The 20,816-nt window shown below is 56.7% G+C and carries 16 protein-coding genes; 4 read left to right on the top strand and 12 right to left on the bottom strand.

The window, feature by feature from the left end; all coding sequences use genetic code 11:
- Positions 1-151 precede the first annotated feature (151 nt).
- The 8 genes from mfd to galT form a co-directional block, all read right to left on the bottom strand.
- Complete coding sequence (gene mfd, locus BSR28_RS07365; protein WP_073713819.1) at positions 152-3,781, bottom strand: transcription-repair coupling factor; 3,630 nt, start codon at positions 3,779-3,781, stop codon at positions 152-154.
- Positions 3,782-3,844: 63 nt separating this feature from the next.
- Positions 3,845-4,444 (bottom strand): aminoacyl-tRNA hydrolase, encoded by a 600-nt coding sequence (gene pth / locus BSR28_RS07360; protein ID WP_073709787.1) that lies wholly within the window; start codon positions 4,442-4,444, stop codon positions 3,845-3,847.
- 142 nt (positions 4,445-4,586) lie between these two features.
- Positions 4,587-5,288 (bottom strand): amino acid ABC transporter ATP-binding protein, encoded by a 702-nt coding sequence (locus BSR28_RS08875; RefSeq protein WP_083563203.1) that lies wholly within the window; start codon positions 5,286-5,288, stop codon positions 4,587-4,589.
- A gap of 13 nt (positions 5,289-5,301) precedes the next feature.
- Positions 5,302-5,934: an amino acid ABC transporter permease gene (locus tag BSR28_RS07345; RefSeq protein ID WP_073713818.1), complete on the bottom strand. Its 633-nt coding sequence runs from the start codon at positions 5,932-5,934 to the stop codon at positions 5,302-5,304.
- Entirely contained in the window at positions 5,934-6,794 is an 861-nt protein-coding gene (locus BSR28_RS07340; RefSeq protein WP_073713817.1) for an amino acid ABC transporter substrate-binding protein, read from the bottom strand. The genes BSR28_RS07345 and BSR28_RS07340 overlap by 1 nt, the downstream gene beginning before the upstream one ends.
- Positions 6,795-6,948: 154 nt before the next feature.
- Positions 6,949-7,245, bottom strand: a complete 297-nt coding sequence (locus BSR28_RS07335; protein WP_073713816.1) for a YerC/YecD family TrpR-related protein — start codon at positions 7,243-7,245, stop codon at positions 6,949-6,951.
- Positions 7,245-8,495: a galactokinase gene (galK, locus tag BSR28_RS07330; RefSeq protein ID WP_073713815.1), complete on the bottom strand. Its 1,251-nt coding sequence runs from the start codon at positions 8,493-8,495 to the stop codon at positions 7,245-7,247. The genes BSR28_RS07335 and galK overlap by 1 nt, the downstream gene beginning before the upstream one ends.
- 29 nt (positions 8,496-8,524) lie before the next feature.
- Positions 8,525-9,706: a galactose-1-phosphate uridylyltransferase gene (gene galT, locus BSR28_RS07325; RefSeq protein WP_073709782.1), complete on the bottom strand. Its 1,182-nt coding sequence runs from the start codon at positions 9,704-9,706 to the stop codon at positions 8,525-8,527.
- Between the two features lie 214 nt (positions 9,707-9,920).
- On the opposite strand from galT, the gene BSR28_RS07320 reads away from it, so the two are divergent.
- The 4 genes from BSR28_RS07320 (at position 9,921) to tadA (ending at position 15,390) form a co-directional block, all read left to right on the top strand.
- The gene (locus BSR28_RS07320) at positions 9,921-11,084 is read left to right on the top strand and encodes a serine hydrolase domain-containing protein (RefSeq protein WP_083563201.1); all 1,164 of its coding nucleotides are present in this window, start codon (positions 9,921-9,923) and stop codon (positions 11,082-11,084) included.
- 149 nt (positions 11,085-11,233) lie between these two features.
- A complete protein-coding gene (locus BSR28_RS07315) occupies positions 11,234-13,366 on the top strand; it encodes a beta-galactosidase (RefSeq protein ID WP_073713813.1) in 2,133 nt (710 codons plus the stop codon).
- A 107-nt stretch (positions 13,367-13,473) separates the two neighbouring features.
- Positions 13,474-14,802, top strand: coding sequence for a YihY/virulence factor BrkB family protein (locus tag BSR28_RS07310; RefSeq protein ID WP_158020334.1), 1,329 nt, complete (start codon positions 13,474-13,476; stop codon positions 14,800-14,802).
- Positions 14,803-14,907: 105 nt separating this feature from the next.
- Positions 14,908-15,390: a tRNA adenosine(34) deaminase TadA gene (tadA, locus tag BSR28_RS07305; RefSeq protein WP_143237639.1), complete on the top strand. Its 483-nt coding sequence runs from the start codon at positions 14,908-14,910 to the stop codon at positions 15,388-15,390.
- Positions 15,391-15,433: 43 nt separating this feature from the next.
- On the opposite strand, the gene BSR28_RS07300 is transcribed toward tadA, so the two are convergent.
- From BSR28_RS07300 to BSR28_RS07285, 4 genes are all read right to left on the bottom strand, one after another.
- Positions 15,434-17,341: an ABC-F family ATP-binding cassette domain-containing protein gene (locus BSR28_RS07300; protein ID WP_073713812.1), complete on the bottom strand. Its 1,908-nt coding sequence runs from the start codon at positions 17,339-17,341 to the stop codon at positions 15,434-15,436.
- 24 nt (positions 17,342-17,365) lie between these two features.
- Complete coding sequence (locus tag BSR28_RS07295) at positions 17,366-18,334, bottom strand: GHMP family kinase ATP-binding protein (protein WP_073713811.1); 969 nt, start codon at positions 18,332-18,334, stop codon at positions 17,366-17,368.
- A complete protein-coding gene (gene rsmA, locus BSR28_RS07290; protein ID WP_073713810.1) occupies positions 18,331-19,320 on the bottom strand; it encodes a 16S rRNA (adenine(1518)-N(6)/adenine(1519)-N(6))-dimethyltransferase RsmA in 990 nt (329 codons plus the stop codon). Before rsmA ends, BSR28_RS07295 begins: the two co-directional genes overlap by 4 nt.
- A gap of 137 nt (positions 19,321-19,457) precedes the next feature.
- The gene (locus BSR28_RS07285; RefSeq protein ID WP_073713809.1) at positions 19,458-20,816 is read right to left on the bottom strand and encodes an aggregation-promoting factor C-terminal-like domain-containing protein; all 1,359 of its coding nucleotides are present in this window, start codon (positions 20,814-20,816) and stop codon (positions 19,458-19,460) included.

Genomic DNA, 20,816 nt, shown 5'->3' with positions numbered 1-20,816 from the left:
CTTTTTTCGGCGGGTTTGCCGAATCTGTAAAAGTGCCCATAAATCCCCCGAAGAGGTCTCAGAGCACAGTTTGCTGTGACCCCTTCATTCTATTCCACTGTGTGGGTCAGGTTATAGCCTTAAAGTCCCTTGTTCGCTGTACGGATAGAAACTAGCCTTCCCACGCCAAGATATTGACGACTACAGATTCAATCCACTCAATTAGAGCCTCATCGGTCACCGGTTTACCACCGACCTTCGCGGTGGTAGGAGCCGGAATCAAAACCTGGCGGACAGCTGCCTTCTGTACCGAGCCCGGATGCAGACGCTGCAGCCTAGCCGACTGTGCTGCCCCCAGCTGTACCGGGCTGAAGCGAAGGTACTTACCCTGCGTGACGACCTCGGCAATCCCCTTTTCGGCCAGCAACTGACGGAGGGTCGCCAAAGCGAAAAGTCGTTCCACGACCTTCGGGATCGCCCCGTAACGGTCAAGCAGTTCTTCGCGCACCGAATCCAGCTCTTGGGGACGCTTCGCGGCGGCAATCTTCGCATAGGTTTCCAAGCGCAAGGCCTCGCCCGGAATATAGGTGGGCGGAATATGCGCATCGACCGACAGTTCCACCTTCACTTCCGGACGCGACGATTCGACCTTCTGGCCGCGGAAATCAGCTACGGCCTCGGCCACCATGCGAACGTAAAGGTCAAAACCCACCCCCGCGATATGGCCAGATTGCTGTCCACCCAGGAGGTTACCGGCGCCACGGATCTCAAGGTCCTTCATGGCCACCGCCATGCCCGCACCCAAATCGGAATGCGTCGCAATGGTCCGCAGGCGCTCGTGCGCGGTACTGGTGAGGACCTTATTTTCTGGGTAGAAGAAGTAGGCGTAGGCGCGTTCGCGAGAGCGACCCACGCGGCCTCGGAGCTGGTGGAGTTGAGACAGGCCCATCGCGTCGGCCCGGTCCACAATCAGGGTGTTGGCATTAGAAATATCCAAGCCGGTTTCCACGATGGTAGTACAGACGAGGACGTCGAACTCACGGTTCCAGAAGTCGACGATCACCTTTTCTAGTTGGTGCTCGTTCATCTTGCCGTGGGCCACGGCCACGCGGGCCTGCGGGACTAGATCCTGGATTTTGGCGGCCAGACGGTCAATGTCCTCGACCCGGTTGTGGACGAAGAAGACCTGGCCATCGCGCATCAGCTCGCGCTTAATGGCTGCGACCATTTGCTTGTCCTGCCAGCGACCCACATAGGTGAGCACCGGGTGGCGTTCTTCCGGCGGGGTCTGCAGCATGGACATTTCGCGAATCCCGGTGACCGCCATTTCAAGGGTACGCGGGATCGGGGTGGCCGACATGGCCAAGACGTCCACATTGGCACGAATCTGCTTTAGGGTTTCCTTGTGTTCCACCCCGAAGCGTTGCTCTTCGTCAATGATGACTAGGCCTAGGTCCTTAAAGCGCACTTGGCCGGTTACTAGTGAGTGGGTTCCGATGACCACGTCAATCTTGCCGGTCAGCAGGTCGTCTTTAACCTTCTGGGCCTGAGCGGGAGTAGAGAATCGGGAGAGGGATTCGACGCGCACAGGGAAGCCCATGAACCGCTGGGTGAAGGTCTCGAGGTGCTGCTGGGCCAGCAAGGTAGTGGGGCAAAGTACGGCCACCTGTTTCCCGTCTTGGACCGCTTTGAAGGCCGCGCGGACGGCCACCTCGGTCTTGCCATAACCGACGTCGCCGCACAGGAGGCGGTCCATCGGGTAGGGCTTTTCCATATCGGCCTTGACCTCGGCAATGGTTACTAGCTGGTCTGGAGTTTCCGGATACGGGAAAGCATCTTCCAGTTCCTGCTGCCAGGGGGTATCAGGGCTGAAGGCAAAACCGGGGCTGGCGGTACGGGCGGCGTAGAGGCGAACCAGTTCGGCCGCGATTTCCTTAACGGCCTTGCGGGCCTTGGACTTGGTTTTTTCCCAGTCGGCGCCACCCATCTTGTTTAGGGTGGGGGCGTCGCCACCGGAGTATTTGCTGACTCGGTCTAGGGAATCAGTGGGGACGAAGAGTCGATCGTTGGGGTGGCCACGTTTCGAGGACGCATACTCCACTACTAGGTAGTCGCGGGTTACCTGGTTAGCCCCGCGTCCGGTAGTGCGGGAGACCATTTCTACGAAGCGTCCTACGCCGTGCTGTTCATGAACGATGTAGTCCCCGGCTTTGAGGGCAAGGGGATCTAGAGTTTGCTGTTTGGCGCGGCGGGCGGGGCGTTTCCGCTGAGCGGTGGCCACTCCACGACGGCCGGTAAAGTCCTGCTCGGACATAACTGCCAGTCGGGCGCGCTCTAGTACGAAGCCCGGGCCCACTAGTCCGGGTAGTAGGTAAACTACCGGGTCATTAAAGGCGGCCGGCGAAGATTTCAGTACGCGCGCCGGCAAGCTCCCCTCAGAGAACACTTCCCCTAGGCGCTGCGAGCTGCCGGCCCCCTGAGTGGTGACCAGCAGGGTCCAGTCTTGGGAAAGGAGTTGTTTAAGATCTTTAATCGCGCCGGGCAGGTCACCGTGGTAAGGGTTTACATCCCGCGCGTGCAGGTTAAGGGTGGTCTCACCGGGGTCTAGGAAGTAGGCAAAGCTAGCCGAGGTCTCTTCGTCCAGGGCACCTAGGTCGACGTCAGCAGACATCTGTTCCAGGTCGTTACCGGCAGCGAGTTCCCCTCCCCCGCTAAAAGGTGGGACGGCTAGCCAGCCGAAGCCGGCGGCCTCGGCAGCTTTTCGAGAGGCATCGAGGGTGGCGTAGGTGGCGGCCCGCCACTGGGCGGGGACCTTACCGCCCTCAGCGGCATTATCCCAAGCGGCTGCCAAAAACTCTTCGGTGGTGGCCACTAGGTCCACGCAGCGAGAGACGATCTTTTCCGGGTCACAAAGTAGTAGCTGGGTTCCACCTGGGAGCAGATCCCAGAAGGGAGTCAGCGAGTCATTCAACAGGGGTGCTAGGGCTTCCATTCCCTGCACGTAGGCTCCCTGGGAGACTTGCTCCAGCATTTCCGCAAGTGCCGGGTAGGCCGGGATGGCCGCTTCAGCGCGTTTTTGTACCTCGGGAGTAAGCAGAAGTTCCTTTACCGGGCCCGCCCAGAGGCCATCAGTGGCCATGCCGGTGGTTAGCTGATCAGAGAGCGAGAAGTAGCGGATTTCATCGACCTCGTCACCAAAGAACTCCAGGCGCAGGGGCTGGTCTTCGAGGGGCGGGAAAATATCGACGAGGCCGCCGCGAACCGCAAACTGGCCGCGTCCGGTAACTAGCTCGGCACGTTCATAGCCCAGCTGGGCTAGACGTTCGATTAACGCTTCAAAATCGTAGGAATCACCGACTTTTAGTCGGACCGGTTCAACCTGGGCAATATCTGCCAATACGGGTTGTAGCCATGCGCGGGCGGAGGTTACCAGCACCTTGGGCATGGCCCCATAGGGGTCGGTAGCATCCGGGTGGGTGAGCCGACGAAAGATGGCCGCGCGCTGGGCCATGGTATCGACCCGGGGTGAGAGGCGTTCGTGCGGCAGGGTTTCCCAAGAGGGCAAGATACTGACACCGGAGGTATAGGCCTCCAACATTTGAGCGAACTCTTCGGCCTGACGCCCAGAAGGCAGCACCACTACGGTCAGGTCGCGACGGCCCGAAACACCCGCCGTGAGTACCGGCCAGAGGCCCTCGGGCGCGATCACGGTCCCGGCTGGCTGACCGGGTTGCCCAAGGTTAAGCGCTTGCGCGAACTGTTCGTCTTCTAGGAGGAAGTCTAAGAGGCCCAGGAGTTTCAAAACGTTCCTATTCCCTGTCTTTCGTATTAGGTAAGTATTGGCGAAGGTGAGCTCGGGGTGAAGCTAGGCACGCGCGTGCAAATCCTGCTGTGCGGTTAAGAAACCTTTAAGGACTACGTCCGCGGCGGCCTCGGCAGCTTGGGCAATGGTAGTCGCCCATTCGGGACGTTCTTTCCCGGGAAGGTCACCAAGGACAAAGTCTGCGGTATCCATCCGGCCCGGCGGACGCCCGATGCCCACGCGCAGGCGCAGGTAATCCTTGGTTCCCAAGGCCGAAGTAATAGAACGCAGACCATTATGTCCGCCTTCTCCCCCGCCCTTTTTTAGGCGCAATTCATGAGGTGGAATATCTAGTTCATCATGAATAACCAGCAGGTGATCGGGGTCGACCCCATAAAAATCAACGAGTGCCTTGGTGGGTCCGCCAGAAACATTCATAAAGGAATCTAATTTGGCCACCGAAACGGCCGGCCCCGGAATACCGCCCGGCAGAAACCCCAAGCGGCCTGCAGCAACCTGTGCTCGGGCTTTGTGGCGGGTAAAACTGGTGTTCATCTCATCCGCGAGCGCGTCAGCCACCATGTGGCCAAGATTGTGGCGGTTTAAACGATACTGGTTGCCGGGATTACCCAGCCCAATGATTAACCAAGGGGAATCAGACATACCTCTATTATGGCTGCCGTCGACGATTGATGAGACCTAGGGCGGCAAAAGCCACAGTTTTGCGCTAGCCTCGGGGCTGGGACACAGCCTGCGGGCACGTCAACTAGCTGCGCCAACTGCTGGCCCTCTTGTCTAGCCCAGTTTACGTCTGAAGTAGGATTCGCCCCTGATCCATCCGGAATAGTCGGTCGGCAGCAGCATCTGCGAAGGGACGATCGTGGGTGATCACCAAAATGGTCATGCCGCTTTGCGCTAGATCCTTGATCATCTGAACGACCCTGCCGGTGGCAGCCTCATCCAGCGCCGAGGTGGGCTCGTCAAAACACAAGACTTTAGGTTCAAGCGCGCAGGAGCGAGCAATTGCGACCCGCTGCTGTTGCCCGCCAGAGAGTTCCCCTGGATAGGCATCCATCCGATCTGCCAGCCCCATTTCGGTTAACAGTTTGCGGCCGCGCTCCTGGGCTAGCTTCGGGTCTTCCCCGTAGGCATAGATCAAAGCTTCAGTCACGTTTTCTAAGGCAGTTCGGTGTGGGAACAGGTTGAAACCTTGGAATACCATTCCCACTTGCCGGTGCCAGTCCGCGTCCTTAGTGACGCTCCCCCGCTCAATCCCATTAACCCAGATTTCACCAGAATCGACAGTTTCGAGGCCGGCAATACAACGCATTAGCGTGGTCTTGCCGGTGCCAGATGGCCCCCAAAGGACTCCGACCTCTCCGGCGCTCAAACTTAGGTCGCAGTCGTTTAGTACCTGAGTTGCCCCGAAGCTCTTATTGACTTGCTTGACTTCCAGTTGCACCTGGGAGGCGCTTGGAGTGGCGAAGTTTGATTCGACATTATTCATTAGTTCTTCCTCCTCACGCGTAGTAAGCTAGGCGCTTTTCGAGGCGCTGCAGTATATAGGTTAGGGCAATCACTAGGATCAGGTAGGCGCCGGCAGAATAGAGCAGCGGCATAAGTGAGGCAGTCTTATTCATCTCGATCTGGGTGACGCGCAGAATGTCATTCACGCCCAGTGCGTAAACCAGCGAAGTATCCTTAACCAAGGTGATGACTTCATTAGAAATCGGCGGTAAGACCCGCTTTACAACCTGAGGCAGGATAATCCGACGGTAGGTGGTGGCGGTAGAGAAACCTAGGGTCCGAGCCGCCTCGAACTGGCCTTTCGGGATGCTTTCTAGGCCCCCTCGGTAGATCTCTGCGAAGTAAGCCGCGTAGTTGAGGACAAACGCGATATAGACCGCGGGCATGCGATCGAAGACTAGTCCCACTGCCGGGAGGCCGAAGTAGATGAAGGTCATCTGCAGCAGCAGCGGGGTTCCGCGTAGGACCGTAATGTAGACCTGTGCTAGCCAGCGCAGGGGCGCAAGTCTAGAGAGCCTTGCGAGTGCAATTAGTAACCCCAAGGGCAATGAAGCAACCAGGGTGATAGTGAAGACTTCAAAGACTATCAGGAGACCCTGATAGAACATGGGGTTACTAAGCATCATCAGTTAAACCACTTCTTGGTGATGGTCTCGAGGGTGCCGTCGGACTTGGCTTTCTCGAGGAACTTATTTAGTTCTTCCTTTAGGCGGGTATCGTTCTTACGTACGCCGACTACGTATTCTTCATCGCCGAAGTTTTCGTCTAAGACGCGGAACTTATCTGCGCCCTGCTGCTTGGCGTAGTACTTGAGAAGGACGGCGTCACCGACGATGGCATCTACGCGACCTACCTGTAGGTCACGGAGGGCCTGGTCGTAGGTCGGGTAGGCGGTAGGCTGGCCGTTTTGGATCCCGGCGGTGAAGTCTTTATCGGCTAACAGGGCTTCTTCACCGGTGGAGCCAGCTTGGGTGGCGACGTTCTTGCCGTTCAGGTCAGCCTTGGTTTTGACGGGCGATCCAGCCATGACCATGATGACCTGTTGGTTGTTCATGTAGGGATTGCTGAGCCCGACTTTCTCTGCGCGTTCGGGTGAAGATGAGTAGCCATTCCAGATGGCGTCAATCTTTCCGGAGTTTAGTTCAGCTTCTTTTAGGTTCCAGTCAATGTTTTGGAACTGAACTTTTTTCCCGAGGCTTTCTGCGAAGGCCTTGGCCAAGTCCACGTCGAAGCCTTTGGTCTCTCCGTTGTCATCGAAACCCATGGGGACGAAGGTATTGTCGAAACCAATTACTAGGGTGTCTTTATCCAGGGCGGAGCCTGCGGCTTCCGCTGAGCTTGAGTTAGCGCCTGCGGCGGAGTTTCCACTTTCCGCACTGGAGCAGGCACTCAGGCCAAGCGTGGCAATGCTTAGGGTGGCAGCTACGACGAGGCCGCGCTTGAGGTTAGGCTTGGAAGCTTTGCGTGTGTTGCGGATGACGGACATGATTCTTTCCTTCAGTTTTAAGTTGATTTTGCTCGTTCCTGAGCGACAGGAAACATATTAATGTGTTAACACATTAATACGCAAGCTGAATTGTGCTAGCTCACAAAAAAGTCCCACCTCCTTTCAATAGGAGGTGGGACCGTGAAGGATTAAATCAACCCTGTTCAATGAGTTTTAAGGCCGCCTGATAACCACCAGCACCGGTGGACAAGTGGCGCGCCACTCGCCCGACTGTGGTTACTGAAACACCAGTCTCAGCGGCGATGACCCGATAGCTAAGCCCTTCTTGCAAAGGCTGAACTACGCGCCAGCGATCAGACATGGCTTCCAATTCGGCTGGCGTACACAGATCCTCAAGGAAGGCTTTTACTTCCAGTTCGGATTTCATCTTGGCTAAAATCTCAACTAGCTCACTAAAGCCAGGCAGTTCCCTCGATTGAGGTCGCTTCATTACTTCACCCGTCCAGCTGGCGCCGAAGGCAAGGCCCGGAGGAATGCCGGTTCGTTGAATCCAGCTTCCTGATATGCCTGAGCAATGGCTTCAGCTACTTCTTCTACTCGTTCTTTATCAACAAGGGCGATCGCCGAGCCGCCAAAACCGCCACCGGTCATGCGGGCACCGTGCGAGCCTTCGCGACGAGCAACATTAACAGCCAGATCGAGTTCTGGGCAAGTTACCTCATAGTCGTCACGCAAGGAGTCATGAGAAGCATCAAAGAGGTACGCGATATGATCGAGAACTTCACCTTCCAGCGGACCGGAGCGAAGCGCGGCAATTGCCTCGTGGGTGCGTTCGATCTCGGTGACCACATGGCGAACCCGCTGCACCTGAACCGGGTCAGAAAGCTTCTCAAGGGCATCGTCAAGTTCATGGAAATCAACATCTACTAGCTGATTAACTCCCAACACTTCTGCGGCAGCTTCGCAGGCATCACGACGAGCCTTGTACTGTCCGTCATTTAGGGAGTGCGGTGCCCGAGTGTCAATAACCAGCAACGCTAGGCCGGCCTTCTCTAGTTCGAAAGGAACTAGGGCGGTTGAGTTATCGCGGCAATCCAATTCTAGGGCAGCACCCTCTGCGCAACGTAGCGAAGCAGACTGATCCAAGCCACCGGTGGGGGCACCAGCAATCTGGTTCTCCGCCGCACGGCAGACCTCAACCAGACGGGCGCGCCCCTCATCATTGGGATTTTCGACCGTGCCGGCTAGACCCAGGTTGAAAATCTCATCAAGCGCCACGGCGGTAGCGCATTCCAATGCCGCCGAGGAGGACAAGCCACCACCGCGAGGAACACAAGAGAAGAGCGCCAAGTCAAATCCAGAGATTGGACCGATTCCAACCTGTTCCATTGCCCAGGCTACACCTGCCAGGTAAGCGGTCCAATCGGTTAATTCACCTTCGGTTCCCCGTGGGCCCATCTTGTCTAGATCAACTTCCACGAAACCTTCCGGCACAAAGCGGTCCGTAAAGTGCATCAGTCGATCTTCACGGGGGGCGACGGCCACGAAAGCGCGATGCGGAAGCGCGATCGGCAAGCACATGCCACCGTTATAGTCGGTATGCTCACCGATCAAGTTAACGCGACCGGGAGCCGACCAGACTCCCACCGGCTCATAGCCATAACGTTCTTTGAATAGGTCCACGGCAGCCTGGGCGCCAGATTCAAGCGACTCAGGTGCCAACCACTGTAATTGGGCCATTTTTCCTCTTTCTATCGGTGGTAACTAGTTCAGTCTTCCCAGACTTCCCGCAGACGCGCGGCGATGCGCTCCGGGGTGGTGTCGGAAATCCAGGCGAACATGCCTGATTCAGAACCAGCCAAGTACTTTAGTTTATCGGGGCTGCGCTGGATGGAAATCAACTGCAAGTGCAGACGTAGATCCAGCTGGGCTTCACGCGGGGCCTGGTGCCAACCAGCCACATAGGGCAGGTCAACCGGAGAACCATCAGCTGCCACGTGGAACTTGTTTCCAGCTCGTAGCATCTTAAGGTAGAACTCAGATAGATCAGCCTTTTCTTCTTCCGTCAGAGAGGGCAGATCCGGCACCTGACGCTTTGGCGCAAGGTGCATTTCAACAGGCCAGCGGGCGGCCGAGGGCACGTACAGCACCCAGTGTTCGCTCTGGGCAACGATACGCTCACCCGACTCAAGTTCAGCTTCCAGCACGGCAGAAAGTAGATTCTTACCGTGAGACTGACGGTAGGCCTTAGCCTGACGCATCATCTTTTCAGTGTAAGGAGTGATGTAGGGGTAGGCGTAAATCTGGCCATGCGGGTGGTGCAGGGAAACGCCAATGGCTTCACCATGGTTTTCGAATACGAAAACCTGCTCAATACCAGGCATCTGAGACAGTTCACGAGTCCGGTCAACCCAGGCTTCAATAACGGTCCGCATGCGCTTGGGGCCCATGGAAACAAGGTTTTCGTCTAGGCGCGGCCCAAAGCAAATTACCTCACAGCGACCAGCAGCCGGACGCTCTGGGAACAGGTGGTTATTGTCTAGGTAACGAACCTTGTCGGGCACTCCCGGAACCTGCATTAGAGAGGCGAACCGGTTTTCGAAAACGACGACATCGTAATCGGTATCCGGAATTTCGCCGTCTTGGTACTCAGCGCCCTCGCGAGCAGGAGCAAAGGGGTTCGCATCAGCCGGCGGCATGAAAGTACGGTTCATGCGGTGAGCGGCCATGGGAATCCAGTCACCCGTAAGGACGTCATAGCGCATGATGGGGCCGGTGAAAGGAGTTTCCGTCCCATCAGGTCCGGGAACCGGAGCAAAACGATCCGCTAGCGGACGAGGATCATCTAAACGTCTAGTAGCCTGTCCAGAAACATAGGGTTCAGAATCATCGAAATAGAAAAAATCGCGACCATCTGCAAGTTTCGTAGCGGTCTTGCGCACCGATGCCATAGTAACTCCTTAGGTTATGCAGTTGAGATGCTTCGGTCGGTACCGGGTCAGCTAATCTTCGACACAGAAAACCAGCATGTGACCTGTCCCTCTCTATAGATTCCATCTTAATGCCAAAGAACACTAATTCGCTAATGCAAGCAGACAGCGAAAAACTCAACTTCCTAAGGATAGAAGTCCAGCCACCTAGATATAAAACCGATAAAATGACGATATGCGTCCATTAAGTAAATCCCAGGTGATCGAGCGGCTCCAGCCCTACCTACATAAGCGCCAAATCCCCGGTTACACTGCCGCCATTCGCGACGGCGAGCACTGCCTAGAGATTTCTGATGGACAAATTGATTTAGAGTCAGGAAAAACCGCTGATCCAGATTCAATCTACCGCATCGCGTCTCTAACCAAACCCATCGCCGCCATTCTGACACTACAAGCCCAGGAAGATGGCTACCTAGAGTTGGGTACCCCGATTTCGGACTTCATCCCTGAATTCGCACTCACTCCGGTACTTACCGACCCGAAAGCCAAGGTCAAAGTCAAGCTTGGCTCCGATGGCAACCTGGAAGTCAAGGGAGACCTAGAGACACAGCGTAAACCCATCACGGTCGCCCATCTAATCACCATGACCGCGGGCTTAGGCTACCTACCTCGCACCGACTTAGAAGCCGCCTATACCGAAGCTCAGTTCACGGGCCAATACCAGCGTAACCTGAGCGAAGCTGAAGTCATTACCCGCTTCTCCCAACTGCCTCTAGCAGCCCAGCCCGGCGAATACTGGACCTACAACTACTCATTCGATGTCCTAGCCACAGTACTGGCCAGAGCTACCGGAAAAACCCTGCCGGATCTCATTGAAACTAAAATCCGTCAGCCCCTGGGTCTAAGCTACCTGTCATACCTCATTAATGACCCCGAGTTAACCACCAGCTACTACCGTCGTGGCGAAGGAAAACTGGAACTAGTCGACCCTCGTTCAGGTGACTATCTACGCCGCCCCACCTTCTGGCCCCTGCGAACCGGCTTAATGACCACCGCTAGGGACTACACCGCCATCTTGGCAGACCTACTTAAGCCAGAACCAAGGTTGCTTTCTGCGTCCTCGGCACGGCTATTCCAATCCGGCCAACTACCCGAGGGCGCTGCCAGTCGCTATCCCCGCCCCGCCGAAACCTATGGATACGGGGTGGGTATCTCTACCGGACGATACGGTTACCCGGCGGGAGTATTCGGCTGGTCCGGCTCAACCGGCGTAAAAGCCCAAGCAGACCCGCGCACCGGACGAGTGGCCGCCCTGTTCACCCCACAACAGGTAGGCAGCGACCCCAGCTTTGACCCGTGGTTCCCGGACTTTTTCGATCTGGTTTTTAATCGCTCCTAGCAACCGGCCGGGATGGCCAAAATGGACCAGTCAGTTTTGGCCATTCCGGCGCCTACTTCGAGCGCGCGAGTACCCCGGGAAAGCCCTAAAATATAGACACCTCAAATAATGCCAAGAATATCCGCGACGTAGCGTAAGGACTAGTACTAATGGCCGAACTTCAAATCCCAGAACTGCTTTATGGCGCTGACTACAATCCTGAACAGTGGGATGAACAAACCTTCGAAGAAGACCTAAAGCTAATGCAAGAAGCTGGCGTCAATATGGTCAGCTTAGGAATCTTCTCTTGGGCCAAGCTAGAACCCGAAGAAGGCCGCTACGACTTCGATTGGCTCGTTGGCTACATGGATCGACTCCATGAGACCGGAATCATGGTCGACCTTGCCACCGGAACGGCTTCGCCGCCCGTCTGGTTAGCTCGCAACTACCCCGAAACCCTACCTATGAACGCACAGGGACAAGTACTGGGCTTTGGTTCCAGACAGCAGTATGTCCCGGCCAGCCTGATCTTTAGGGAAAAGTGTGCTGGTCTAGTGCGCGCCCTCGCGGAGCGCGTGAAGGACCATCCGGCTCTAAAACTCTGGCACGTCTCTAACGAATACGGCTGCCATATCTTCGAATCCTTCGACCCCGTTACGATCCAGGCCTTCCAAACCTGGCTGGCGAAGCGATACCAGAATATTGAAGCCCTCAATCACACTTGGAACACCAACTTCTGGTCCCAGCACTACCAGGACTTCTCACAGGTGGGGGCACCCGACTCCCTACCAACCTTCCATAACCCAGCACATCGTCTAGATTGGCGACGTTTCAGCTCAGATATGTTGATCGAATGCCTCGAAAACGAGGTTCAGGCCCTCCGTGAAGTCACCCCGGAAATTCCTATCACCACCAACTTCATGGGACTATTCCCGCCCATCGATTACTGGAAGATGGCCCAGCATTTGGACCTAATTTCGGACGATACCTACCCGGATCCAACGGATCGCAACAGTGCCCTTCGGGTTGCCATGGACGGGGACCTAATGCGCTCTCTAGGCGGCGGAAAACCGTACCTGCTCATGGAACAAACCACTGCGGGCGTGCAGTGGCGACCGGAAGGCAATGCCGTTAAGCGACCGGGAACCCACCTACTCTGGTCCACCTCCAGACTGGCCAGCGGAGCCCGCGGAATCCTGTACTTCCAGTGGCGTCAGTCCCCCGGCGGTGCCGAAGCCATGCACTCTGCGATGGTTCCCCACAGCGGAAAAGCTTCCTATATTTGGGATGAGGTCTGTGAACACGGCAGGCTGCTGAAAGACCTGAGCGCCCTTGGTTCAGAAAACCAGGAGCAGCTAGATCTAACGACCCTACCCGTTGAGGCAAAGGTAGCTATCGTCCTTGATTGGGAGGCCCTGTGGGCCGCTGCCAGCAGTATTGGTCCGGCCGATATCGATGTGCAAAAACAGCTACGTAACTGGTACAAGACCTGTTATGAGGCCGGTCAGCGCGTTGACTTCGTGCGCCCCGGAGACGACCTCAGCCGCTACCAGGTAGTCATTGTCGTCGCCCAGATGGCTACCAGTCAGGGCCTGGAAGCGTCGCTGACTTCTGCCACTGAAGCCGGCGCTCAGGTCATCATCACGGCCCCCTTCGGAGTTTATGACCAAGACCTGCGGGTTCACCTAGGCGGATACCACGGTCCCTTCAGCCGGTTCACCGGAGTTAAGGTCACCGATGTGCTTCCCAAGACCACCGCTCCCTGCGAGGACCTAGCAGATAACGATCCGCGTACCGATCGCATTACCTCGGTGATTTACACTCCGGGCTACAACGAACCAATCCTGATTCGTGCCCACGGTCCCCTCTCTGAGATCCTGCCTGATTTTGATCTGGCTGAAGAAAGCCAGATTAAGGGCGGTGTCTGGGCAGAAAGAGTACAGCTAGAAAATGAGTCCGTTAAGGTCTTGGCAGAGTTTGCTCCCAATGGGGCCGTCGGCCAGCTGGCTGGTTCGCCCGCCCTCACCGTAAACCCCTGCGGAAAAGGCCAGGTTTGGTACAGCGCTACTGACCTAGACAATCTAGGTCGTGCCCTACTATTAGAGCTGGTCGGACAAGAAGCTGGGCTCCTACAGCCCGATTGGCTACCCGCCGGCCTAGAAATTGCCGAACGTGGCGGTTACGTCTTCTACCTAAACCATGGAGAACTAACTCAGACTCTACCCGAACCGGTGATGGACCTAGTTTCGGGCGAAACCGTGGACACCATCGAACCCCGACAAACGGTCATCGTTCGCAATTAATAAAAACTAGCTGCATTAGTGGTCGGTAGGGAGTTAATCCTACCGACCACTAGCTTTTTCCTGCTTAGCGCGGGCAAAGAACAAGTAAATACGATATTTTTATGCTCATGAGTGTGACCAAAGACCCGACTAAACTAGACACCCACGAAGACCAGAAAAATACTGCTGCCGAAGCCTCCTCGGCTGAAAAACAAAAGGTAGCAACACTAGAACTAGCCGACGGTACTACCGTGGTTGGGACCGAATTCGAAGACCTGACCACCAAACAACGCTACCTAGCAAAACCGCCCACGCTAAAAGAGGTCTTTACGGAACCGGGTCTACTCAACAAGGCCAAACTGGCCGGACGTTACTGGAGCGGCTCCCGCCTAGGGCGCACCATGTCCCGTTACGGCATGCAACGTGGCGCCATGATGTCCGGTGGTATTGCCTACAGCGCCCTATTCTCAATCGGTGCTGCGTTGACCATTGCTTGGACGATCCTCATGGCTTTCCTTGGCACGAACGAGGAACTGCTTAACCGCGTGATTAAAAGCGTTAATCAGTCCATGCCGGGCCTGCTGACCACCCCCGAAAAAGAGGGCTTGATTGACCCGGCAAGCCTAGTGATGGACTCCTCCTTCTCGATCGCGTCAGTAATCGCCATCATCACCCTGATCTTCGCAGCCACTCGCGTCATGGCAAACCTAAGAATCTCCATTCGCGCCATGTTCGGAATCGCCCGCTACCCGGTTAACTTCCTCATTGAAAAACTACGCGATATCTTAGGCTTCCTGATTTTGGCGCTGGGTGTACTAGTTACCACGGTTCTAGGAATCTTGGTTTCTAAAGTCGGTTCCCTAGTCCTACAGTACCTACAGCTCGACGGCCCCTGGGGCAGTTTCCTCCTGCGTCTGGGCTCGCTCAGTGCCGCAGCTTTAACCGATGCCACCGTGTTCGTCCTACTAATCACCTTCGTCTCTGGGGTACACCCTCCGCTAAAGGATCTTTGGATTGGTGGCGCCATCTTCGGCGTGCTCTCTGGGGTACTTCGCTACCTAGGCACCAGCGCCGTTGGCTCCGTGGCGGACAAGCCGCTACTGGCCTCTTTCGCGGCCCTGGCCACGCTAATGCTCTGGGTAAACCTCTTAGCTCGTGTCACCCAAATGGTCGCAGCCTTCACCGCGAACCCACCCGCCCCGGCGGCCCCGGCCTCACTTGAAGAACTACACCTAGATGAGCGCCCGAACTACGTGACGCTGACTCGCCCGGAAACTCTCAACTGGCCCCACCAGACCATCACTGGTGATGTTGATGCCGATCCGGAAGAGGATCCCAATAAGCCTGAACCGGTTAGCGAACCAGAACCCTACTGGGGTGGCCTGATTGGATTCCTCAAGCGTCAGCGAATCAAGTCGCTAGAACGACGCCTAGCTAAAGCTAAACTGAAGCTCTAGTCCCCCGCTTCAAAGTCTAACTGCTCAGATCAGGCTAAAAGTCCGCCAGAGCAAACCTTAGTAGACTCCAGAGCACTACCCTCAAAATTACAAGGGATCCTAATAATGCCCACTGCGTCCCCCGCTCCCCTTCCCGGAGACACGCTCCTAAAACTAATGGATCGTGCCCTGGGCTTGGCCAATCAGGCCGCCCAAAACGGTGATATTCCGGTAGGTGCACTAGTTGTAGACGCGCAGGGGAACATCGTGGCAGAAGGTTACAACACCAAAGAAGCCCAGCTCGATCCCACTGGCCACGCCGAGGTTAACGCCATCCGTCAAGCCGCGGAGCAGCTGCACCGCTGGCACCTAGAAGACTGCAGCCTGTTAGTAACCTTAGAGCCCTGCGCCATGTGTGCTGGAGCAATCATTCAAGCTCGACTAGGGGCCGTCTATTTTGGTGCTTGGGATCCCAAAGCCGGCGCAGCTGGCAGTCTCAGGGACCTGCTACGCGATGATCGTCTCAACCATAATCCAGCGGTCAAAGGCGGCATCCAAGCACAGGCCTGTCAAACCCAACTACAGGAGTACTTTCAAGCCCGGCGCTAAGGAGGCAGCGACCTCGGGCCAAGTGGGAACAGCCCCTCGAGGTTTAGGCTTCATCCAGCTGAGTAGTTAGCTCAAGCCAGTCCATCTCCAGCTCTTCAACCTGCGCTAACAGCTGCGCATGTTCGCGCGCAGTCTGGGCCAGATCACCAGCTCGCCCATTGGCGATGTCCGCCAGCTTTTCCTCTAGAGCGGCCGCCTGCTTCTGAGTCTGGTTCAGTCGTTTTTCAACTCGCGCAACCTCTTTCACCAGTTCGCGACGCTGCTGGGAGGTAAGGGTAGGACCAGCGGAAGAAGCATCCTGGCCACCTTGAGGTGAATCAGTAGCCTCCGCCTCTGCGGTTTTTGTCGCCGAGGATGCCGCACCACTAGCACTATCGGCCTGTTTAGCTTCCTCCCGCATTTCAAGGTACTGCTCTACCCCGCCGGGCAAGAAACGCACCTGCCCGTCACCTAGTAGAGCCACCTGATGGTCAGTGACGCGCTCCAATAGGTAACGATCGTGTGAGACCACCACGAGCGTGCCCGCGAAACCATCTAGTAAGTCTTCCATGGCAGCTAGAGTGTCGGTGTCAAGGTCGTTAGTGGGTTCGTCCAATAGCAACACGTTCGGTTCGCTCATCAATAGACGCATCAACTGCAGTCGGCGACGCTCACCACCAGAGAGTTCAGCAATGGGGGTCCAAGCGCGTTCCTTGGTAAACCCAAGACGTTCGACCAGCTGGGAAGCGGTTAGTTCCTTTTTGCCCACCTGAACCGAGGCCGCCACCTGGTTTACTGCCTCGACGACCCGGAGCTCTAGCAGGTCATCTAGCTCATGAGTCGACTGCGATAGCACGGCCACGGATACCGTCTTACCGCGTTTAATCCGACCCGCGGTCGGTTCCAGAACGCCCTCCAGTAAACGCAGGAGCGTGGTTTTTCCCGCCCCGTTCACGCCTACGATCCCGACGCGTTCTGCGGGGGCTAGTCGCCAGGTGACATCCTTCAGGATGGTGTTTTCAGTACCGTCAGGAGCCTGGTAGCTCAGGGTGACGTTCTCCAGGTCCAGCACGTCTTTACCAAGACGAGCGCTGGCCATACGCATCAGCTCTACTTGATCACGAGGTGGTGGCACGTCGTTGATTAGGGTTTCGGCAGCCTCGATGCGGAAGCGTGGTTTGGAGGTCCGCGCGGGTGCCCCGCGTCGGAGCCAAGCTAGTTCTTTGCGCAGTAGGTTTTCGCGTTTCGCTGCGTTCACTTGGGCCTGTCGGGCGCGCTCCGCACGGGCCAAAATATAGGCCGCGTACGAGCCTTCGTACTGTTCGATTCGGCCCGGTATCTGGGGGCGGCCGCCACCCGGATCAACACCCGGCACGACCTCAAGGACACGGGTACAGATTTCGTCAAGGAACCAGCGGTCGTGGGTTACTACGATCAGGGCACCTGTTCCCTTACTGGCCCCCTGGTAGCGATTTTTGAGGTGTTGAGCCAGCCAGTTTACGCCCTCCACGTCTAGGTGGTTGGTGGGTTCGTCCAGTAGTAGTACTTCCGCTTCAATGCAGAGTTGAGCGGCTAGGGCCACGCGTCGCTTTTGCCCACCGGAGAGTTCCCCCAAACGCTGGTTTAGGTCAAGATCTGCTAGCAGCCCTTCGTGTACTTCCCGATTGGCACGCTTGGAGGCCCATTCGAAAGCTTCCTTGCCGGGGTGTACGGTTTCTAGGACGGTCGCTTGCGGGTCCATCTGGTCGGCCTGTTGCAACATGGCGATTCTGGTTCCCTCAGCTCGGGTTACGAGGCCGGCATCGGGCGCTTGCGTGCCTGCGATTAGACGCAAAAGGGTTGATTTACCGGCTCCATTGGGTCCTAGCACGCCAACTCGGGCACCATCGTCGAATCCTAGGTTGACTTCGTCAAGGAGGATTCTTGGTCCGGCTAGGGCGCGGACGTCTTGTAAACCAATCAGGTGGGCCATAGGTGTCTTTCTGTTACGAGGTGCCTAGTGAAGTTGGGCGCCTGGGACGGGACCCTGCAGGATATAGCAGCGTTCAATCCCCGGATAAGTCTGGAAGGTTTGGGCAATCTTTTGGGCACTGGGTAGATCCAGAGCTGGAGCTGCCAGCGTGGGACCGGATCCAGAGAGTATGGCCCTTGTGAGGGGCTGCTGATCAACGTCTTTGAGGGCGTTGACGCCCGCTAAGGGGGCAGCTAAGTCCGGGCGCAATTCTAAGGCAGGCAGTGTTAGATCATTTTCTAGTAGTTCCAGAAAATCTGTCCAAGTATCAGATGAGTCGGTACCCTGCAGCAGTTTTAGTTCTGCTTCGCTAATTTCGGTCGGTAGTTCGGCAGCTAACTGCTCTGGGTGCCTATCAGCCTGTTGGAAAACTAACGGAGTGGATAGACCAGTCTGGTTGGTGGCCATTACCCAGTAGCGTTGCGGGACGGGACCAAGTAGTTTCAAGTGGTCTCCATACCCCGTTCCTAAGAGGATCTCTCCCAGGAGGCAAGCGGGGACATCGGCCCCCAGTTGGCGGGCCAAAGGCAGCAGTTCAACTTTTGGAACGCTCAGCCCGAAGGCATGTTTAGCGGCCCAGAGTGCAGCAGCGGCATCAGCCGAACCTCCCGCCATGCCTCCGGCGACGGGAACGGCTTTAGTGACCACTAGGTCAGCACCGGTTTTAATCCCATAGGTGTCTTGGATGAGTTTCACGGCCCTGACGGCTAGGTGTTTTTCTGCGGGCAGCTCATCGAGTTCGGGTGGGCAGGTGATTGCGCTTTGACTGAGGTCTGCCGGCTGGTTAGTGACCGTGATTTTCCCGTCTTCACGGGGCGTCAAACTGACGGTTTCCCGTAGATTTAGCGAGTGAAAAACGGTGAATAGCTGATGGTAGCCTTTTTCGTCAGGCTGGCCACAGCGCAAAAGCAGGTTGACCTTGGCAGGCGCGGAGGCAGTGAAAGTTGGACTCATACGGCCTCTGGTTTTGGGGAGTCAGTTAGGGTTTTTGCCGGCCCACAATCGAGTGCTTGGCGGGCCTCAACCAGGCGGATGAATTCGGCGATTTCGAGCTTTTCGCCGCGCAGGGTCGGGTCAATATTGGCTGCCCGTAGATAGGTTTCAGCCGCTTGCGGGCTGCCGGCCCAGGTTGCCAGCGCACTGCGTAGGGTTTTGCGGCGCTGACTAAAGGCAGCATCGATTGCTGCGAAGACTTCATTTTTTAGTTCCTCAAGTCCCTCTGGACGAGGCTGCACCTCTAGTAGTACCAGGGCCGAGTCAACATTGGGGCTGGGCCAGAAGACATTGCGTCCGACGGTGCCCACGCGCGAGGCCTTTCCGTACCACTGAGCCTTGACGGAAGGAACCCCGTAGGCTTTACTGCCCGGTTTGGCGGCTAGGCGGTCAGCGACCTCGGCTTGCACCATGACGAGGATACTCTGCAGGTCCGGTAGCTGAGGCAGCAGGGTGAACAGGACCGGGACAGCCACGTTATAGGGTAGGTTTGCCACCAGGTGGGTGATGGGACCAAAATTTGGTTCCGAGGTCGCTTTGGTGCTGGCCGTTACCGGTACCGCCTGGGCGGCCTCGAAGTCTTTTTGGTCTTTAATGGTCAGCGCGTCTTGGTTTAGGATCCGCAGGTGCCCGGCGTAAGGTCCGGCATGATGCTGAATGGTGGTCGGCAGGATTTGAGCCAGTTTGGGATCGATCTCTACCGCGGTCACGCTAGCGCCGGCTTGCAGTAGTGCTAGGGTCAGGGATCCTAAGCCGGGTCCGACTTCAAGGACGTGGTGTCCGGCAACGTCCGGGGCGAGGCGAACAATCTTGGCTACCGTTCCGGTATCGTGCACGAAGTTTTGGCCTAGGGTTTTGGTGGGCCGGATATCGAGGGATTCGCACAGGTCCCGTACTTGGGCTTTCCCCAGTAGGGTGACGGTTTCGGGAGCTACTTGTTCATTCACGTTTATAGATTACCTGCCAATGGGCCCGTCGGCTGCCTCAGGTGAGGTATGCCGCGGGCCCATTAGGTCGCTGTTTCAGCGGTTTTGACTTCGCTTACTTGATCTTAGCTAAGTAAATCTTGGATTTACTTTTCGGCTTAGTACCAGTGCTTAGCGTAGGAGTGGCTGAGTGCCGCACAGGGAGTACCGTAGCGGCCGGAAATATAGCCAAGTCCCCAACGAATCTGGGTGGCCGGGTTGGTACGCCAGTCAGCACCGGCAGAGGCCATCTTGGAACCGGGTAGGGACTGGGGAATACCGTAGGCTCCTGAGGAGCGGTTTAGACTGCGGTAGTTCCAGTTGGATTCGCGGTTCCAAAGGGTAACTAGGCAGCGGAATTCGCCGTCGCCCCACCCGCGGGCGGCTACCATCTGACGGGCGATTGCCTGTGCGCCAGCGGGGGTGGTTCCGCTTCCGCCACCGGCTGCGGGCTCATCAAGTTTCATTCCGGAAGCGCCCTGGGTGTCACCGCCGGCTGCGAGGATTTCCTCTTCCGGCTTGGGCGGTTCCTTGGTGCCGTTTAGTTCAACGCGGTCGACTGGGTTTTCCACGTTGGCGTCAAAGGTGACCGTGGAGAGGACTTCTTTACCGCCCACGATTTCCCGATACACAACCTTGCGGTGCTTTCCGACTTTGCCTTCGTTTTCGACCTTGGTTTCGCCCTTTAGTAGGTTCGCGTCATCCTTTTTTACGGTCTTGAACGGGACTTCACTTTCGGTGACTACCGTCCCGCGCTGTACGTGGTCAACGTGGATCTGTAGTTTTCCGTCTTGGTGGCGGTACTTTACCTGGTCAATGGGGCTGACCTTCACGTTGGCTGCGGCTAGAACCTGGTCGATCGTTTGACCGGCTTTGACCTGGATTTCTTTAGCTTTTCCGTCCTCGATTAGGAGACCTTTGGTGTCCTTGGTGGTGAGGATGTTCAGAGCGTTACGCACTTCCGAGCGGGAAGCAGCAATGGCAACGTTTCCCTTTCGGGCAGAAAGATCCGCAAGTACATCTGAGCTGGATTTTCCGGTAGACCAGAGTTCCACGTGTTTGCCATCCAGCTGTACCTGGTATGGGCGGGCCTTGAGGAAGGTGATCTTCGAGTTATCGAAGACTTCTGAGTCCAGCGCGGGGGTGACATGGTCCTTGGGGCTGACCTCGACTCCACCGGCTTTGAGGGCGTCGGCGACGGTATTACCAAAGAAGGAGACCTCTTTGGTGGTGCCATCGACATTCAGGGTGACCCGGTGGTGGGAGGAGGCAATCTGGAAGGAGCTCAGTCCGGCGACTGCGAGGCTGGCCACTACGGCAGTGGTCCAGACTCCGCGGGCGGGTAGGGCTCGCAGGCGAGCGCTAATCCCCTTTTCGCGGTGGGTTCGATGCGGGATTGCGTCAGCTTCGGGTGCCGTAGTTTCGGCACTGGCTGCTTGAGCTACTTCCGCTTCGTGGTTTTCTAGCTCTTCACTCAT

Source organism: Boudabousia liubingyangii (genome assembly GCF_001907245.1).
Lineage (GTDB): Bacteria > Actinomycetota > Actinomycetes > Actinomycetales > Actinomycetaceae > Boudabousia > Boudabousia liubingyangii.
This window is presented reverse-complemented; position numbering and strand designations above follow the sequence as displayed.

Excerpts from the sequence above, each read along its gene's own strand:
- pth (WP_073709787.1), bottom strand. The coding sequence starts at position 4,444 with ATGTCTGATTCCCCTTGGTTAATCATTGGGCTGGGTAATCCCGGCAAC.
- BSR28_RS08875 (WP_083563203.1), bottom strand. The coding sequence starts at position 5,288 with ATGAATAATGTCGAATCAAACTTCGCCACTCCAAGCGCCTCCCAGGTG.
- BSR28_RS07345 (WP_073713818.1), bottom strand. The coding sequence starts at position 5,934 with ATGATGCTTAGTAACCCCATGTTCTATCAGGGTCTCCTGATAGTCTTT.
- BSR28_RS07340 (WP_073713817.1), bottom strand. The coding sequence starts at position 6,794 with ATGTCCGTCATCCGCAACACACGCAAAGCTTCCAAGCCTAACCTCAAG.
- BSR28_RS07335 (WP_073713816.1), bottom strand. The coding sequence starts at position 7,245 with ATGAAGCGACCTCAATCGAGGGAACTGCCTGGCTTTAGTGAGCTAGTT.
- galK (WP_073713815.1), bottom strand. The coding sequence starts at position 8,495 with ATGGCCCAATTACAGTGGTTGGCACCTGAGTCGCTTGAATCTGGCGCC.
- galT (WP_073709782.1), bottom strand. The coding sequence starts at position 9,706 with ATGGCATCGGTGCGCAAGACCGCTACGAAACTTGCAGATGGTCGCGAT.
- BSR28_RS07320 (WP_083563201.1), top strand. The coding sequence starts at position 9,921 with ATGCGTCCATTAAGTAAATCCCAGGTGATCGAGCGGCTCCAGCCCTAC.
- BSR28_RS07315 (WP_073713813.1), top strand. The coding sequence starts at position 11,234 with ATGGCCGAACTTCAAATCCCAGAACTGCTTTATGGCGCTGACTACAAT.
- BSR28_RS07310 (WP_158020334.1), top strand. The coding sequence starts at position 13,474 with ATGAGTGTGACCAAAGACCCGACTAAACTAGACACCCACGAAGACCAG.
- tadA (WP_143237639.1), top strand. The coding sequence starts at position 14,908 with ATGCCCACTGCGTCCCCCGCTCCCCTTCCCGGAGACACGCTCCTAAAA.
- BSR28_RS07300 (WP_073713812.1), bottom strand. The coding sequence starts at position 17,341 with ATGGCCCACCTGATTGGTTTACAAGACGTCCGCGCCCTAGCCGGACCA.
- BSR28_RS07295 (WP_073713811.1), bottom strand. The coding sequence starts at position 18,334 with ATGAGTCCAACTTTCACTGCCTCCGCGCCTGCCAAGGTCAACCTGCTT.
- BSR28_RS07285 (WP_073713809.1), bottom strand. The coding sequence starts at position 20,816 with ATGAGTGAAGAGCTAGAAAACCACGAAGCGGAAGTAGCTCAAGCAGCC.